The 14,928-nt window shown below is 64.9% G+C and carries 10 protein-coding genes; 4 read left to right on the forward strand and 6 right to left on the reverse strand.

Going from position 1 to position 14,928, the window contains the following annotated elements:
• Positions 1 to 136 precede the first annotated feature (136 nt).
• Entirely contained in the window at positions 137 to 1,000 is an 864-nt protein-coding gene (locus GGD40_RS07535) for a sulfurtransferase (RefSeq protein ID WP_179706001.1), read from the forward strand.
• Positions 1,001 to 1,037: 37 nt separating this feature from the next.
• A complete protein-coding gene (gene gluQRS / locus GGD40_RS07540) occupies positions 1,038 to 1,937 on the forward strand; it encodes a tRNA glutamyl-Q(34) synthetase GluQRS (protein ID WP_179706003.1) in 900 nt (299 codons plus the stop codon).
• Positions 1,938 to 2,186: 249 nt separating this feature from the next.
• Here the strand turns inward: gluQRS and GGD40_RS07550 are convergent, their stop codons facing one another.
• The 6 genes from GGD40_RS07550 to purT form a co-directional block, all read right to left on the reverse strand.
• On the reverse strand, positions 2,187 to 3,695 hold the full coding sequence (locus GGD40_RS07550) for a DEAD/DEAH box helicase (RefSeq protein ID WP_179706007.1): 1,509 nt from the start codon (positions 3,693 to 3,695) through the stop codon (positions 2,187 to 2,189).
• A 424-nt stretch (positions 3,696 to 4,119) separates the two neighbouring features.
• Positions 4,120 to 5,556, reverse strand: a complete 1,437-nt coding sequence (locus GGD40_RS07555) for an aldehyde dehydrogenase family protein (protein ID WP_179743262.1) — start codon at positions 5,554 to 5,556, stop codon at positions 4,120 to 4,122.
• Between the two features lie 34 nt (positions 5,557 to 5,590).
• A complete protein-coding gene (locus GGD40_RS07560; protein WP_176060426.1) occupies positions 5,591 to 7,243 on the reverse strand; it encodes an acetolactate synthase large subunit in 1,653 nt (550 codons plus the stop codon).
• Between the two features lie 330 nt (positions 7,244 to 7,573).
• Positions 7,574 to 7,942, reverse strand: coding sequence for an MliC family protein (locus GGD40_RS07565; RefSeq protein WP_179706011.1), 369 nt, complete (start codon positions 7,940 to 7,942; stop codon positions 7,574 to 7,576).
• Positions 7,943 to 8,057: 115 nt separating this feature from the next.
• Entirely contained in the window at positions 8,058 to 8,234 is a 177-nt protein-coding gene (locus tag GGD40_RS37215; RefSeq protein ID WP_373565324.1) for a DUF6726 family protein, read from the reverse strand.
• Between the two features lie 253 nt (positions 8,235 to 8,487).
• Positions 8,488 to 9,708 carry a formate-dependent phosphoribosylglycinamide formyltransferase gene (gene purT / locus GGD40_RS07575; protein ID WP_179706013.1) on the reverse strand — a complete coding sequence of 407 codons (1,221 nt, stop codon included), beginning with the start codon at positions 9,706 to 9,708 and terminating at the stop codon, positions 8,488 to 8,490.
• A 225-nt stretch (positions 9,709 to 9,933) separates the two neighbouring features.
• On the opposite strand from purT, the gene GGD40_RS07580 reads away from it, so the two are divergent.
• Together GGD40_RS07580 and GGD40_RS07585 are read left to right on the forward strand one after the other, a co-directional pair.
• The gene (locus tag GGD40_RS07580) at positions 9,934 to 10,521 is read left to right on the forward strand and encodes an META domain-containing protein (RefSeq protein ID WP_179706015.1); all 588 of its coding nucleotides are present in this window, start codon (positions 9,934 to 9,936) and stop codon (positions 10,519 to 10,521) included.
• A gap of 138 nt (positions 10,522 to 10,659) precedes the next feature.
• Entirely contained in the window at positions 10,660 to 14,874 is a 4,215-nt protein-coding gene (locus GGD40_RS07585) for an FtsK/SpoIIIE family DNA translocase (RefSeq protein ID WP_179743263.1), read from the forward strand.
• The last annotated feature ends 54 nt before the right edge of the window (positions 14,875 to 14,928 follow it).

Below are 14,928 nucleotides of genomic sequence, written 5' to 3' on the forward strand. Positions count from 1 at the left end.
ATACGGGTTTCGCCCTATTCGACGTGGCCGCGCCAAACGGGATCCAAACGGGGTCCAAAACGTGAGCGCCCAACCGCGGGCAGCACCACTCGCCCCGTTCTCCGCGCCGCCGGCCACTTCTTACCGCTGGACACACATGAGTATCGTCAACCTCTCCGCGTACCATTTCGCGACCATCGAAGACACCGCCGCATGGCGCCCGTTCGTCACCGAACGCTGTAACGGGCTCGGCCTGCGCGGCACCGTGCTGCTTGCGCCGGAAGGCATCAACCTGTTCGTCGCCGGCACGCGTGAGGCGACCGACACGTTCATCGACTACATCCGTCACGACGCGCTGTTCGAAGGCAAGTTCACCACGCTGCAATTCAAGGAAAGCGTGTCCGACAAGCAGCCGTTCACGCGCATGCTGGTCAAGCTCAAGCGCGAAATCATCACCATGAAGAAGCCGGCGATCCGGCCGGAACTCGGCCGTGCGCCGTTCGTCGACGCGCCCACGCTGAAACACTGGCTGGACCGCGGTCACGACGACCAGGGTCGCCCGGTTGTGATGCTCGACACGCGCAACGCGTTCGAAGTCGACGTCGGCACCTTCGAGAACGCGCTCGACTACCGCATTTCGAAATTCAGCGAATTTCCCGAGGTGATCGAGCAGAACCGCGCCGACCTCGAAGGCAAGACCGTCGTGTCGTTCTGCACCGGCGGGATTCGCTGCGAGAAGGCCGCGATCCACATGAAGGAAGTCGGCATCGAGAACGTGTATCAGCTCGAAGGCGGCATCCTGAAGTATTTCGAGGAAGTGGGCGGCGCGCATTATCAGGGCGACTGTTTCGTGTTCGATTACCGCACCGCGTTGAATCCGCAACTGGAACCCACGTCGACCGCGCAGTGCTTCGGCTGTCGCGCGGTGGTGCCGCCCGAGGCGCAGCAGTCGCCGCTGTACGTAGCGGGCAAGACGTGCCCCGCGTGCCATCCGGACGGCAAGGCGGCGCACGCGGCGTGATGCTGGTGGACATGCCGGCGGTGCGGATCACCCAGCCATGAACTATCGCGGGCGCTTCGCGCCATCGCCTACCGGGCCGTTGCATTTCGGCTCCCTCGTCAGCGCGCTCGCCAGTTGGCTCGACGCGCGCGCACATCGCGGCGCGTGGCTGGTTCGTATCGAAGACATCGACGGTCCGCGCACCGTGCCGGGCGCCGCCGAGAGCATTCTCTCGACGCTCGAACGTTTCGGCATGCACGCAGACGAGCCGCCGGTCTGGCAAAGCCGTCGCATGCCGCGCTACCAGCAGGCGCTGGAGCAGTTGAAGTCCACCGGACTGATCTATCCGTGCGGCTGCACGCGCAAGGAGATCGCCGACTCGCTGCTGCACGCGCATGCGCGCAATACGACCCTCGCTTATCCCGGCACGTGTCGCACCGGCCTGCATGGCAAGCCAGCGCGCGCGTGGCGCCTGCGCGTGCCCGACGGCGACGCGGCCGTCATCACCTTCCAGGACCGCTGGCAAGGTCGGCAGACGCAGAACCTGGCCACCGAGGTCGGCGATTTCGTGCTGCGGCGCGCCGACGACCAATGGGCGTATCAACTGGCCGTGGTCGTCGACGATGCGGACGACCACATCACGCATATCGTGCGCGGTGCGGATCTGATGGATTCGACGGCGCGGCAGATTTATCTGCAGCGCTGTCTTGGCGCGCCGACGCCGCACTATTTGCACGTGCCCGTGGTCATGAACGAACACGGCGAAAAGCTCAGCAAGCAGAACGGCGCGACCGCGCTCGATGACGACCAGCCGCTCGACGCGCTGAAAGCCGCGGCGCGGCATCTCGGCCTCGATCTAACGACGACGACGAGCGGCCCAAACACGGCAGAAACGCTGGAAAGCTTCTACCCAGCCGCCACGGCAGCGTGGGCCAAGCGAATGGGAATCCGCGAGTGAATGCGAGCGGGAGTTTTTGCCTGGCGTGCGTACCGCGAACCCGGTTGAACTGAACCCGGGCGGTGCCAAACAAAGCAGAAAGCGAAGAAAAAGACGAAGAAAAACGCGAAGCAAAAACAAAGGGCGGTTCAAAGAAAAACCGCCGCGATGACCCACCTGTTCGGATCAAAACTATCGGCTGCCACCCCGCTCGGGGCATAGGGCGCAGCGCTGATCAACCCGCAAAAACCACAATCCGCAACCGCGCGATCAGGAAGACGGAGTAGTCGACTTCCGCGGCATCCCAAACCCACCCAGCAACGCCGCCAACGGCTGCTTGGAACCAGACTTCTGCGGCGCGGCAGCGGAAGAAGCCGCAGCCTCTTCGACCTTGCGAATCGAAGCCGGCGACGGCTCATAAGGCTTGAGGAAGAAATCGTCCACCGGCTGCGCGCGATGATGATGCGGCCGATCGAACGAACCCGACGACGCCGGACCCGAACGCCGGCGAGCACCGCGCTCATCACGGCCCTCGCGACCCTCACGGCCTTCGCCGCGGCTTTCGCTACGCTCACGGCGCGGCGCGCGCTCTTCATGGTGATGACGCACGGGCGTATTCACCGTGAGATGCTGCACGTCCAGCGGACGCTTGATCAGCTTCTCGATATCGGCGAGCTGCTTGCGCTCGTTCGGGCTGCACAGCGACAACGCGTCGCCCGACGCACCCGCGCGGCCGGTACGGCCGATCCGGTGCACATAGTCTTCCGCATTGAACGGCAGATCGAAGTTGATCACCGCCGGCAATTCGGCGATATCCAGACCGCGCGCGGCGACGTCGGTCGCCACCAGCGCTTCGATCTCGCCGCGCTTGAACGCGTCGAGTGCCTGCATCCGCTCGTTCTGCGTACGGTCGCCGTGAATCGCGGTCGCGACCACGCCGTCGCGCTCCAGACTGCGCGCAAGCCGGCTCGCGCCGATCTTGCTGTTGCAGAACACGATCACCTGCTTGAGGCTGCGTTCGCGAATCAGTTGCACAACCGCGCCGGTCTTATCGCCTTCCGCAACTTCGTAGACGATTTGCGTCACGTTGGTCGCGGTGGAATTGCTGCGAGCAACTTCAATGGTCTGCGGGTCGCGCAGATACGTAGCGGCCAGTTTCTTGATTTCGCCCGAGAAAGTGGCCGAGAACAGCAGCGTTTGACGTTCTTTCGGCAGCAAATTCAGAATGCGCTGCAAATCCGGCAGGAAGCCCATGTCGAGCATCCGGTCGGCTTCGTCGAGCACCAGAATCTGCACCTGGCCGAGATTGGCGGTTTTCTGTTGCACGTGATCGAGCAGACGGCCCGGCGTGGCGATCAGAATTTCGACGCCGCGGCGCAATGCTTCGGACTGCGGGTTCATATCGACACCGCCGAACACCACCGTGCTGCGCAGCGCCGTGTGCTTCGCGTACGACTGCACGTTCGCGGCGACCTGGTCGGCCAGTTCGCGGGTCGGCGTGAGAATCAGCGCGCGCACCGGATGGCGGGCCGGCGAAGCGCTCGTGCTCGCCTGCGGCAGCAGCCGCTGGATGATCGGCAGCGAGAAGCTCGCGGTCTTGCCGGTGCCGGTTTGCGCGGCGCCCATCATGTCACGGCCGGCCAGCACGACGGGAATCGCCTGTTCCTGGATCGGCGTCGGCGTGGTGTAGCCCGATTCTTTGACGGCTTTCAGGATGTCGGGCGCGAGGCCGAATTGATCAAAAGTCGCAGTGCTGGGCGTGACGGCTGTGTCGGACATGGTGGCTTTCGCTAATAAATGCGCTTGGCGCGTGCGCGCGGCAGCGGTCGGAACCGCAGAGGGCATTGTGATGAAGGCGGAGCCACGGCGTTCCGCACGGGACCCGTTGGTAAAGCAGGAAAAAATGCGGCCGGCTCCGGCCGGCGGAAACACCCGCCGGAAAGGCCGGTATTGTAGCACTTCAGCAAAAACACTCATGGCGCATCCGCCGGCTTTCTGCTTACGTCGGCGAAAGCCGCGCCGCCGCTCGCTGTGCGGCGACCGGCAACGCGCTGCGCATGCCACCAAGCCCAACCAATTCCGGCAAACACCCGCAAAACACCGGCAAAAACACCGCCGCGCCTCGCTGGCGAGCGTAGTGCGCGCAGGCGACAGTTCCGTGACAGCCGGCGCTCACCGGGGGCTAACCGCCATTTACCCGCGCTTACCAGGTTTCGCGCATCACCATCAGGCGCAATTCGGTCATGTCCTCGATCGCGTAGCGCACGCCTTCGCGGCCCAGCCCGGAATCCTTCACGCCGCCGTACGGCATGTTGTCGACCCGGAACGACGGCACGTCGTTGATCACCACGCCGCCCACGTCGAGTTCGTCCCACGCGCGGTGCGCATTCGCGAGCGAATCCGTGAAGATGCCGGCTTGCAGACCGAAGTCGCTGTCGTTGACGGTGGCAAGCGCCGCACCGAAGTCGTCGAAACGCTCGAGGATCGCCACCGGACCGAACGCTTCCTTGCGGTACAGGTCGCTATCGCGCTTCACGCCTTCGAGCAGCGTGGCCTCGAACATCGCGCCCTCCACCTTGCCGCCTGCGACGATCGTCGCGCCCGCCTGCACCGCGCTGTCCATCCAGCCGGCGAGGCGTTTGGATTCCGATTCGGAGATCATCGGCCCCACGAAGGTCTTTTCGTCTTTCGGATCGCCCATGATCAGCGACTTCGTCTTCGCGATCAGCTTCTCGCGCAGCGCATCGTAGAGGCTTGCGTGCACCAGAATCCGCTGCACGCCGATACAGCTCTGCCCCGACTGATAGAACGCGCCGAACGCCAGCCGGTCAACCACGTAGTCGAGCTTGCCGCCCTGATCGCCATCGACGATCGCGGCCGCGTTGCCGCCCAGCTCCAGAATCACCTTCTTCTTGCCGGCCTTTTTCTTCAGATCCCAACCCACCGCCGGCGAGCCGGTAAAGGACAGCAGCTTGAAACGTTCGTCGGTGGTGAACAGATCCGCGCCGTCGCGGTGCGCCGGCAGAATCGAAAACGCGCCCTTCGGCAGATCGGTTTCCGCCAGAATCTCGCCCATGATCAAGGCGCCGACCGGCGTGCGGCTCGCCGGTTTCAGCACGAACGGCACGCCCGCCGCGATCGCCGGCGCCACCTTGTGCGCGGTCAGATTCAGCGGGAAATTGAACGGCGAGATAAACGAACACGGCCCGATCGGCACGCGCTTCACATAGCCGTGATAGCCCTTGGCGCGCGGCGCAATCTCCAGATTGATGATCTCGCCGTCGATCCGCACCGATTCCTCCGCGGCCACCTTGAACGTATCGATCAGCCGCGTGACCTCGCCCCGCGAGTCGTTGATCGGTTTGCCGGCCTCGATGCACAGCGCGAGCGCCAGTTCATCGTAACGCTCGCGAAAGCGCTTCACGCAGTGTTCGAGCACCGCCTGACGCTTGAACGGCGGAAAGGCGCGCATGGCCGGCATCGCCGCGACCGCGTGGCCGATCGCCTGGTCGATCGCGGCGGCGTCGGCCATGGCCACACGGGTGGCCACTTCGCCGCTGAATTTGTCGGTGACTTCGAGATCGGTGTTGGCCGCCACTGCTTCGTTGGCGAGGTAGTACGGGTAAGTCTTGTTCAACATGACGCGCTCTCCTTGTTCCGATGCCTGACAGTGCTCACAGTTGCGCGCTCAACCGCTTGATCTCGCGGTTCAACACGCGCTCGTTATCCGAATAGTCAATCGGCAGATCGATCACATGCACGCCCGGCGTGACGAAGCATTCGCGCAGCAAAGGCGCGAACTCCGCCGCCGATTCGATCCGATGCCCCTTCGCCCCATAACTCTCCGCGTAGGCGACGAAATCCGGATTCGCCAGCGTCATGCCGTAGTCCGGGAAATTCATGTTTTCCTGCTTCCAGCGGATCATGCCGAACGCGTCGTCGCGCAGAATCAGGACCACCAGATCGAGCTTCAGGCGCACCGCCGTTTCCAGTTCCTGCGAATTCATCATGAAGCCGCCGTCGCCGCACACGGCCATGACCTTGCGGTCCGGATGCACGATCTTGGTGGCGATCGCGGACGGCAAGCCCGCGCCCATCGACGCCAGCGCGTTATCGAGCAGCAGCGAATTCGGCTCGTGCGCGCGGTAATAGCGGGCGAACCAGATCTTGTACATGCCGTTGTCCAGACACACGATGCCGTCCACCGGCGTGGTCTCGTACACGTCGTTGACGATCCGCACCGGGTACATCGGGAAGCGGTCGTCGTGCTGGCCTTTGACCAGATGCGCCTCGAAGTGCTGCTTGATCTCCTTGAAGCGCGTGAAGTCCCAATGCTCCTGACGCTCCTTCAGACTTTCCTTCAGTTGCCACACCGCGTTGGCGATATCGCCGACCACTTCGATCTGCGGGAAGTACACCGTATCCACTTCCGCGCCGAGAAAATTGACGTGAATCACCGTCTTCTCGCCCGCCTCGCCGCTGCGCATGAAGAACGGCGGCTTCTCGATCACGTCGTGGCCCACATTGATGATGCAGTCGGCGTGATCGATCGCGCGGTGCACGAAATCGCCGTCGGACAAGGTCGCGTTGCCGAGCCACATGGGATGCGATTCGTCGATCACGCCCTTGCCCATCTGCGTCGTGAAGAACGGAATACCGGTCTGGTCGACGAACTCGCGCAGCATCTTGGTGGTGGTTTTGCGATTGCCCCCCGCGCCGATCATCAGCAGCGGATGCTTCGCGCTCTTGATCGCCTCGACCGCGCGCGCCACGGCTTTTTCCTCGGCCACCGGACGGCGGCTGAAGCTCTTCGGGATCGGCTTGCCGTCGCCCTCTTCATGCGCGACGTCTTCGGGCAATTCGAGGTGGGTCGCGCCGGGCCGTTCTTCTTCGGCCTGCCGCACCGCTTCGCGCACCGCCGCCGGAATATTGCCGATCGAGACGATCTGCCGCGTGTACTTGGTGAGCGGCTCCATCATCCGCACCACGTCGACGATCTGGAAATGGCCCTGCTTGCTCGACTTGATGGGCTTCTGGCCGGTAACCATCAGCATCGGCATGCCGCCGAGTTGCGCGTACGCGGCGGCGGTCACGAAGTTGGTCGCGCCTGGGCCGAGTGTGGCCAGACAGACGCCGAGGCGGCCGGTGAGACGCCCGTAGGTGGCGGCCATGAAACCGGCCGCCTGTTCGTGGCGCGTCAGGATCAGACGGATTTTGGAGCGGCGCAGCGATTCGAGCAGATCGAGATTTTCTTCACCGGGAATGCCGAACACGTACTCGACACCTTCGGCTTCCAGCGATTTGACGAACAGGTCCGATGCTTTCATGGAGGGTCTCGCTTGATGAAACGGCCGCGGGCCGTGAGCCCGGCCGTCAGGGTCCGGGAACGGACGAAACGGACAATACGGACGATCGAAGACGACAGCAGCCGCGCGGAGAACGCGCGGCATGGCGGAACGGCGTGGTGCATGCCACGCCGGACAGCTTACTACTCGAACGGAAAGGATGTGTGCGGGCGGGCAGTGCCGCGCGGCGGAAGGCGGGTAACGCAGGAGAGGCAGGCGATGCGGGTAACGCAGGTGACGCGGGCGAAGCAGGCCGCGCAGGCGAAGCAATCAAAACAGGCGGCGTTGACAGCCAAGGCCGCCGCATCGCGTTCAGCGATTGATGGTGACGCAGTCGGACAGCATGGGCGGTGCGTTTTCGCCGTCTGTCGCGTCGTACAGGTCGGCGCGCGGCCCCTTGGTCCACCACGTGTAGCTGCCGGCCTGGTATTTCGCGCCGGACGCCGACAGCGTGTTGACGAACAGCAGCTGCTGGCCCTTCACGGGGACGAGCGCGAAGCTCTGGCCGTTGGCCGCGTTCCAGTAAGTGACTTGCAGAATCTTGCCGGTCGCGCAGGTGTATTTGTGCGTCTGACGGTTTTTGGTTTGAATCTCGGCGAGGCGTAACGGTTCGGCGCACGCATTGCCATAGAGCGCCGCGAGACCGGCCGCCGTGGTGACTGCAACAAGCCATTTCTTCATAGGAAGCCTCGTTAGTTGCTGCTTGCCGCCGATGCGTCGCGCGATGCCGATGGCGCGACGGACGCCGCCGCGCAGCGCGGCTGCATGAAGCGCCTCGACATCGCCGACCGCGTGCTTACGGATCGATCACACTGGCGCACGCGTCGGTCGGCGCGGCGGCGACGTGCCCGACCAGCGGCACGATCTTCAGTCCCGCCGATGCGACCCGGCACGGCGCGGCCGCGAGACCGCAACCTGTCAGCCCGGCGCTCAACGCGAGCACCACGCTCAATGCGCCCAACCGCCCGGCCACGCCACGCTGTTTTCCAGCGCGGGCAACGGACTCGACACCCGCGTCGTACTCAGACCCGGACTCAAAGTAACTGCTCGACTGACTGCTGCGGAATCCCTGCACCATGCCTACCTCGTACACTTGCTTACTTGCTTCAACGATTCGGGTTCCGCGCACACGGCGGACTGTATGGCACATAGACACAAGTCGCCGTGCATTCGTTCGCCCTGTTTCGCGTAGCATTGTTCGACGTCACCTCGACGTCGCGTCAACGTCACTTCGACTTGGTGGACACCGGCCGCACCGCCGCCGCGGCCTGCTTCGCGCGCGAGCGAGCCTCGTCGAGATTCTCGCCGGTGGCCAGCGCCACGCCCATACGACGCTTGAGGAAACTCTCCGGCTTGCCGAACAGCCGCAGATCGGCGTTGGGCACGGCCAACGCCGCCGCCACGCCTTCGAACGCGATGCCGGTTTCGTCGAGACCACCGTAAATCACCGCCGACGCGCCCGGCGCCCGCAGCGACGTATCCACCGGCAAACCGAGGATCGCGCGCGCGTGCAGTTCGAACTCCGAGAAGCGCTGCGAGCACAGCGTGACCAGACCCGTGTCATGCGGACGCGGGCTAACTTCCGAGAACCACACCTCGTCGCCGCGCACGAACAGCTCGACGCCGAACAGGCCGCGGCCGCCAAGCGCCGTCGTCACTTTCTCCGCGACTTCGCGCGAGCGTTGGAGCGCGAGCGGGCTCATGGGCTGCGGCTGCCACGATTCGACGTAGTCGCCTGCCACCTGCACGTGGCCGATCGGATCGCAGAAATACGTGCTGACCGCGCCGCTCGCCGGGTCGATCGCGCGCACCGTCAATTGGGTGATTTCGTACTCGAAGTCGATAAAGCCTTCGACGATCACGCGGCCGTGATTCACGCGGCCGCCGGCCATGGCGTATTGCCACGCGGGTTCGACATCGGCGTCGCTCTTCAGCACCGACTGGCCCTTGCCCGACGACGACATGACCGGCTTCACCACGCACGGATAGCCGACTTTGGCGATGCCGGCGCGCAGTTCGTCGAGCGAGTCGGCGAACGCGTACGGCGAAGTCGGCAAGCCGAGTTCTTCAGCGGCCAGACGGCGGATACCCTCGCGATTCATCGTGAGCTGCGTGGCGCGCGCGGTCGGGATCACTTCGGCGAGACCGTCGGCTTCGATCGCGGCGAGGGCCTCCGTCGCGATCGCTTCGATCTCGGGGACGATCAGATGCGGGCGTTCCTGCTCGACCAGCGCACGCAATGCGGCGCGGTCGGTCATGTCGATCACGTGAGCGCGATGCGCGACCTGGTGGCCCGGCGCGTTCGGGTAACGGTCGACGGCGATCACTTCGACGCCCAGCCGTTGCAGCGCGATGATCACTTCCTTGCCGAGCTCGCCGGCGCCGAGCAGCATGACGCGCGTAGCGGATTCAGAAAGGGGCGTGCCGATCCGTTGGCCGATCTGCATGGGGTCTCCAGATAAAAGTCGGATGAGGGTGGGATTGGATAGAACGCGATGTTAACATGCTGACCCCTCGCCGCGCCTTGCTCGCGGCGTCTGCATTGTCATCTGCGCGTGGGGCGCGCAGGCGCGCCGCGGACCGATTAAGCGCTTTGCACGCCGTTGCGCTCGCGTGCGGCGAGCTTAGTGCGTTACCCTTACGCCTTCGCCAGTTTGAAGAGGAACGACGCCATGCTCCAAAGCTCCTCCGCGCGACGTATTGCGCGCTTTACCTCACCTTTCGTCTCGTATTTCGCTCTGCGTTCTGCTCCGCGTTTTGTTCCTCATGCGCGCACGGTTTTGGCCGGGCTAGGCGTCGCCGCGCTGTTGAGCGCCTGCGCGATCCCGAAACATCCCGATTCGGAAGCCGCGGCTCCCGACCCGTTCAACCCCGCCGCCACGCAATTGCTCGATGACACGAGCTGGGTGCTGAGCGGGTGGAAGCAGGCCGACGGCAGCGCGCGCGATATTCCGTCCGCCGATCAGGGCGCGCCGATCACGCTCACGCTCTCCACCGACAAAGGCCAGCGGCACGCGAGCGGCTTTTCCGGTTGCAACCGCTACATGGGTTCGTATGGGCTGAAAGACGGCAAGCTGAGCTTCGGCACGCTGGGCGGCACGCGCATGGCGTGCATGACGCCGGGCGGCCAGATCGAAGGTGCGTATCTGAACGCGCTGACGCATATCGACCGTACCGGCGTACAGATGCGCGCGCCGCAGCAGATGCAACTGGTGCTCGATAACGGCGATACGCTGACGTTCGACCGCAGCGCTAAATGACCGGCGCGCGGAGCGCGGCAACGCACCGTTTTTCTTTCGACGCAAGCTCGCTTGCGTCTGCTTTCGAAGCCGCTGGCTTCGCCGGTTTAAACTCGACGGATTGCGTTCTCGCGCGTCCGTCATTCGTTGATGTCTAGCATGCACACGGTAGTTTTCGGCTGGTTCGGCGGGTCGGCCGTCTGGTTCATTCCTCTTTTGTGGCGTCTCGTGAAGTCGGTGCTGCCGGGCGGCGCGGGTTTGCGCGGCCCGGGCACGATCCGGCTGTGGCTCGGCTTCGTCTGCGTGATGGTGGCGAGCTGCACGCTGGAGGCGTCGTTACTCGACGTGGTCGGTGTGAACGGTTTCGGCCACGCGCTGGCCACGGGCTTCAGCCATCTGCTCGGGCATATCGGCACGCCGCTCGCGGCGCTGGCGCTGCTCGGCATCAGCCTGCCCTGGCTGATCGATTTCCGTTGGCGCGATGTCGCCGTGTGGGCCGATGGCGCGTTTGGGCTGGGCTTGTCGCGCGGGCTGGCTAAACGCGATGAAGAAGCGCGCCGTCATCGCAGCGTCGACGAGGGTGTGTCGTCGCATGTGTCGCCGACGACTAATACCATGGCGCCTAAGACTAACGGCCGTTACGCGCGGCCGACGGTTTGGCGGCCGCCCGCGCGTGGGCGTGTGGCGGATGTGGGGGCGGCCGGTGCGGGTGCTGCTGGTGCTACTACTGCTGCGGCTAAGGATGCGGCGGCGCGGAATGCCGGTGCGAGTTGGCGTGCCGGTGCGACGCCGTCGCGGGCCCGCGCGGCGCAGCCGGCGGAGCCGGTGCTGCGCACGGGCGTAGCGACGCCGCCGCGGCAAGCGCAGATGCCCGCGCAAAAGTCGGGCGCGGATAAGGCCGCGTGGATGCCCGCTGAGCCAGTTGCGCCAGCGGGATGGTTGCGTGAGCAAAGATCGGCGGCCGGTGCTGCTGGTTTGGCCGGTGCTCCGGGCACCGCGAATGCCGGTGGCTTGGCCAGCGCTCCGGGCACCGCGAATGCCGGTGGGTTGGCCAGCGCTCCCGGTCTGGCGAGCGCCGCAGGTTTGGCAAGTGCCGCAAGCGCTGCCGCCGCTCAAGCCGGCGCCGCGAAAACGGCGCACACCATGACTGCGGCTGCGACACGCGCCGCGCCTCGTACTGCTGGACCGGCTTTCACAAGTTCACCCGCAAACACGGCTGCGGGTTCCGTCAGGAACGCCGCAATCCAAACGGGTCGTCCGTCGACCGGTCAAAGCTCAGCGACTCCGGCGGGTCCGATCAATCGCGCTACCGTGCAGCGACAACCGTCCCCAGTTGCGCCGCGCGACGACATCGCAATGTCGACGGCAAGCACACGTCGCCCGGTCGCTTCCGGGTACACGCGACCCATGCCGACCACGCAAAAAGTCGCACCGCCCGCGAGCGTAGAGGAGACGCTGCGCAGCATCGCGGAAAACACCGCACGCTGGACCGACATTGCCGGCGTGAGCCTCGCGCGCACGAGCGGCGCGGAAAATGCAAAGCTCGGCACGGGGCTGACGAATGCGGCGGCCTTGGCTTCGGCCTCAGCCGAAGCTGAGCATGTTCACCCGACGCAACCCACGGTTGAAGCGGAGCAGACTGAAGCCGCGTTCGCGATATCGCCTGAAGCACGGCATGCGCACAGCGCATTCGATGCACCGCTTGGCGCTGACGCACGCGCCGACGTTGACGTTGCCCCTCGTGTTGACGCTGCCGTTGACGTTGACGCCCACGCTGACACCAAAGCCGAAGCGGAAGCCGACGCCCAAACACACGCTCACAACGAAGCCGAGACCCACGCAGACGCTGACACCAAAGCCAACGTCGACACCGACGCCAACGCCAACGCCGAACCCGTCGTGCAATGGCCGATTGAACCGCCGGTCATTCAACCGCCGTTGACAGCCGCGCCAGCATTCGCGCCGGTCGTGGCGCCCGCATCGGCGACGGATGCGCCTGTGACTTCGTTCACCCCCACGGTTGCCGTTGCCCCCACCTCGCAGCCTGCCGCGCCTGTCGCCACACCCACGCCGTTCCAGATCTTTGCGGCCCGCTTGCAACAGAGCGAGACGTCCAACAACGAGTCTCCGTTAAACGACGCAGAAAACGCAGAAGACGACGCAACACCATTCGTCGCTCATGCTGAATATCTGGCGAACACCGACGTCGAAAACGCGCAACCGGCCGCCCAGTTCTCGCCGCGTTCGCACGTAGCGGCATCGGAAAACGCAGCGCCAGCCGGGAATACCGCAACAACACACCCGGCAGAGACCGAGCCGGTCGCTCAGCCGCCATCCACAACGCCGGCGCCGGTTGCCGAGGTCGTCATCCCGAAGCCGCTCGCGCCTTGGGAAACCATCACCGATGCTGCCGCGTCGTCGCACGCGGCGCTGTCAGCGAGCGAATCGCCTGTGCGCAGCGACGCACCGTCGGAAACATCGGTGCCGCCGCATCAAGTCACGCCGTCGCCGCATATCGAGAGCCCGAGCGAAGACGCGGCGCCACGCGCAGCGGAAACGGTGGACTCCCCTGCCCCATCCGGCGCATTGCGGGCATCGGAATCGTCAACGGCCCATAGCGCCGCGGACGTAGTCGCCGACGTGCAGCCGACAGACGTTCCGTCGCCGGCATCGAATGTGGTTCGCTTTCCGTTTGCAGCGCAGGCAGGAACGACTTCACCGTCAGCGTCGCCCGTCGAATCCGCCGGACCGATTGAGTCCGTTGAGTCCGTCGAGTCCATCGAGTCCAGCGAGCCGGCCGAACCCGCCGACCCCACCCCCGCCGCCCAACGTCCACCCCTACGCGGCCACAGCCCGGCCAACGGTTTCGAATTCCGCGCCCCCGCCGCGTCGATGGTCGAACTCCCGCCCCTCGACCTGCTCGCGCCCGCCGACATCGATATCGAACCGGTCTCCGAAGAAAAGCTGATCGAAACCGGCCTGCTGATCGAACAACGTCTGCAGGAGTTCAAGGTGCCGGTCACCGTGGTCGGCGCATCGGCCGGTCCGGTCATCACGCGCTTCGAAGTCGAGCCGGCGCTCGGCGTGCGCGGCAGTCAGATCGTCGGTCTGATGAAGGATCTGTCGCGCGGCCTCGGCCTCACGTCGATCCGCGTGGTCGAGACGATTCCGGGCAAGACCTGCATGGGTCTCGAACTGCCGAACGCGAAGCGGCAAACCATCCGTCTGTCCGAAATCCTCGAAGCAAGCGTCTATCAGAACTCGCATTCGCAATTGACGCTCGCGATGGGCAAGGACATCACCGGCCATCCGGTGGTGGCCGATCTGGCGAAGGCGCCGCACATGCTGGTCGCGGGCACCACAGGGTCGGGCAAGTCGGTGGCGATCAACGCGATGATCTGCTCGCTGCTCTACAAGGCGACGCCCGAAGAAGTGCGCCTGATCATGATCGACCCGAAGATGCTGGAGCTGTCGGTCTACGAAGGCATTCCGCATCTGCTCGCGCCGGTCGTCACGGACATGAAGCTGGCGGCCAACGCGCTGAACTGGTGTGTCGGCGAAATGGAAAAACGCTACCGCTTGATGTCCGCGGTCGGCGTACGTAACCTGCCCGGTTTCAATCAGAAAATTCGCGACGCCGAAGCCAAGGGCAAGAAGCTCGGCAATCCGTTCTCGCTGACGCCGGAAGCGCCCGAGCCGCTCGCGCCGCTGCCGCTGATCGTGGTGGTGATCGACGAGTTGGCCGATCTGATGATGGTGGCCGGCAAGAAGATCGAAGAGCTGATCGCGCGCCTCGCGCAAAAAGCGCGCGCCGCCGGCATCCACCTGATTCTGGCGACGCAGCGGCCGTCGGTCGACGTGATCACCGGCCTCATCAAGGCGAACATTCCGACCCGCGTGGCGTTCCAGGTGTCGTCGAAAATCGACTCGCGCACGATTCTCGATCAGATGGGCGCGGAGTCGCTGCTCGGTCAGGGCGACATGCTGTTCCTGCCGCCGGGCACCGGCTACCCGCAGCGCGTGCACGGCGCGTTCGTCGCGGATGAAGAAGTGCATCGCATCGTCGAATATCTGAAGCAGTTCGGCGAGCCGCAGTACGAGGAAGGCATTCTCGACGGTCCCGCCACCGACGGCGGCGCGGCTCAGGACCTGTTCGGCGAATCGCCCGACGCGGAAGCCGATCCGCTTTACGACGAAGCGGTCGCCTTCGTGGTGCGCACGCGGCGCGCGTCGATCTCGTCGGTGCAGCGGCAATTGCGCATCGGCTATAACCGCGCGGCGCGTCTGGTCGAGCAGATGGAAACCGCCGGTCTGGTGTCGGCGATGGGCATCAACGGCAGCCGCGAAGTGCTCGCGCCGGGACCTGCGGAGTAGCCGCACGATCGAAAGCGAAACACGGAGCCAAAGCAAAACGGGCCGCTCGAATTT

Origin of the sequence: Paraburkholderia bryophila, from assembly GCF_013409255.1 — a bacterium.
Lineage (GTDB): Bacteria > Pseudomonadota > Gammaproteobacteria > Burkholderiales > Burkholderiaceae > Paraburkholderia.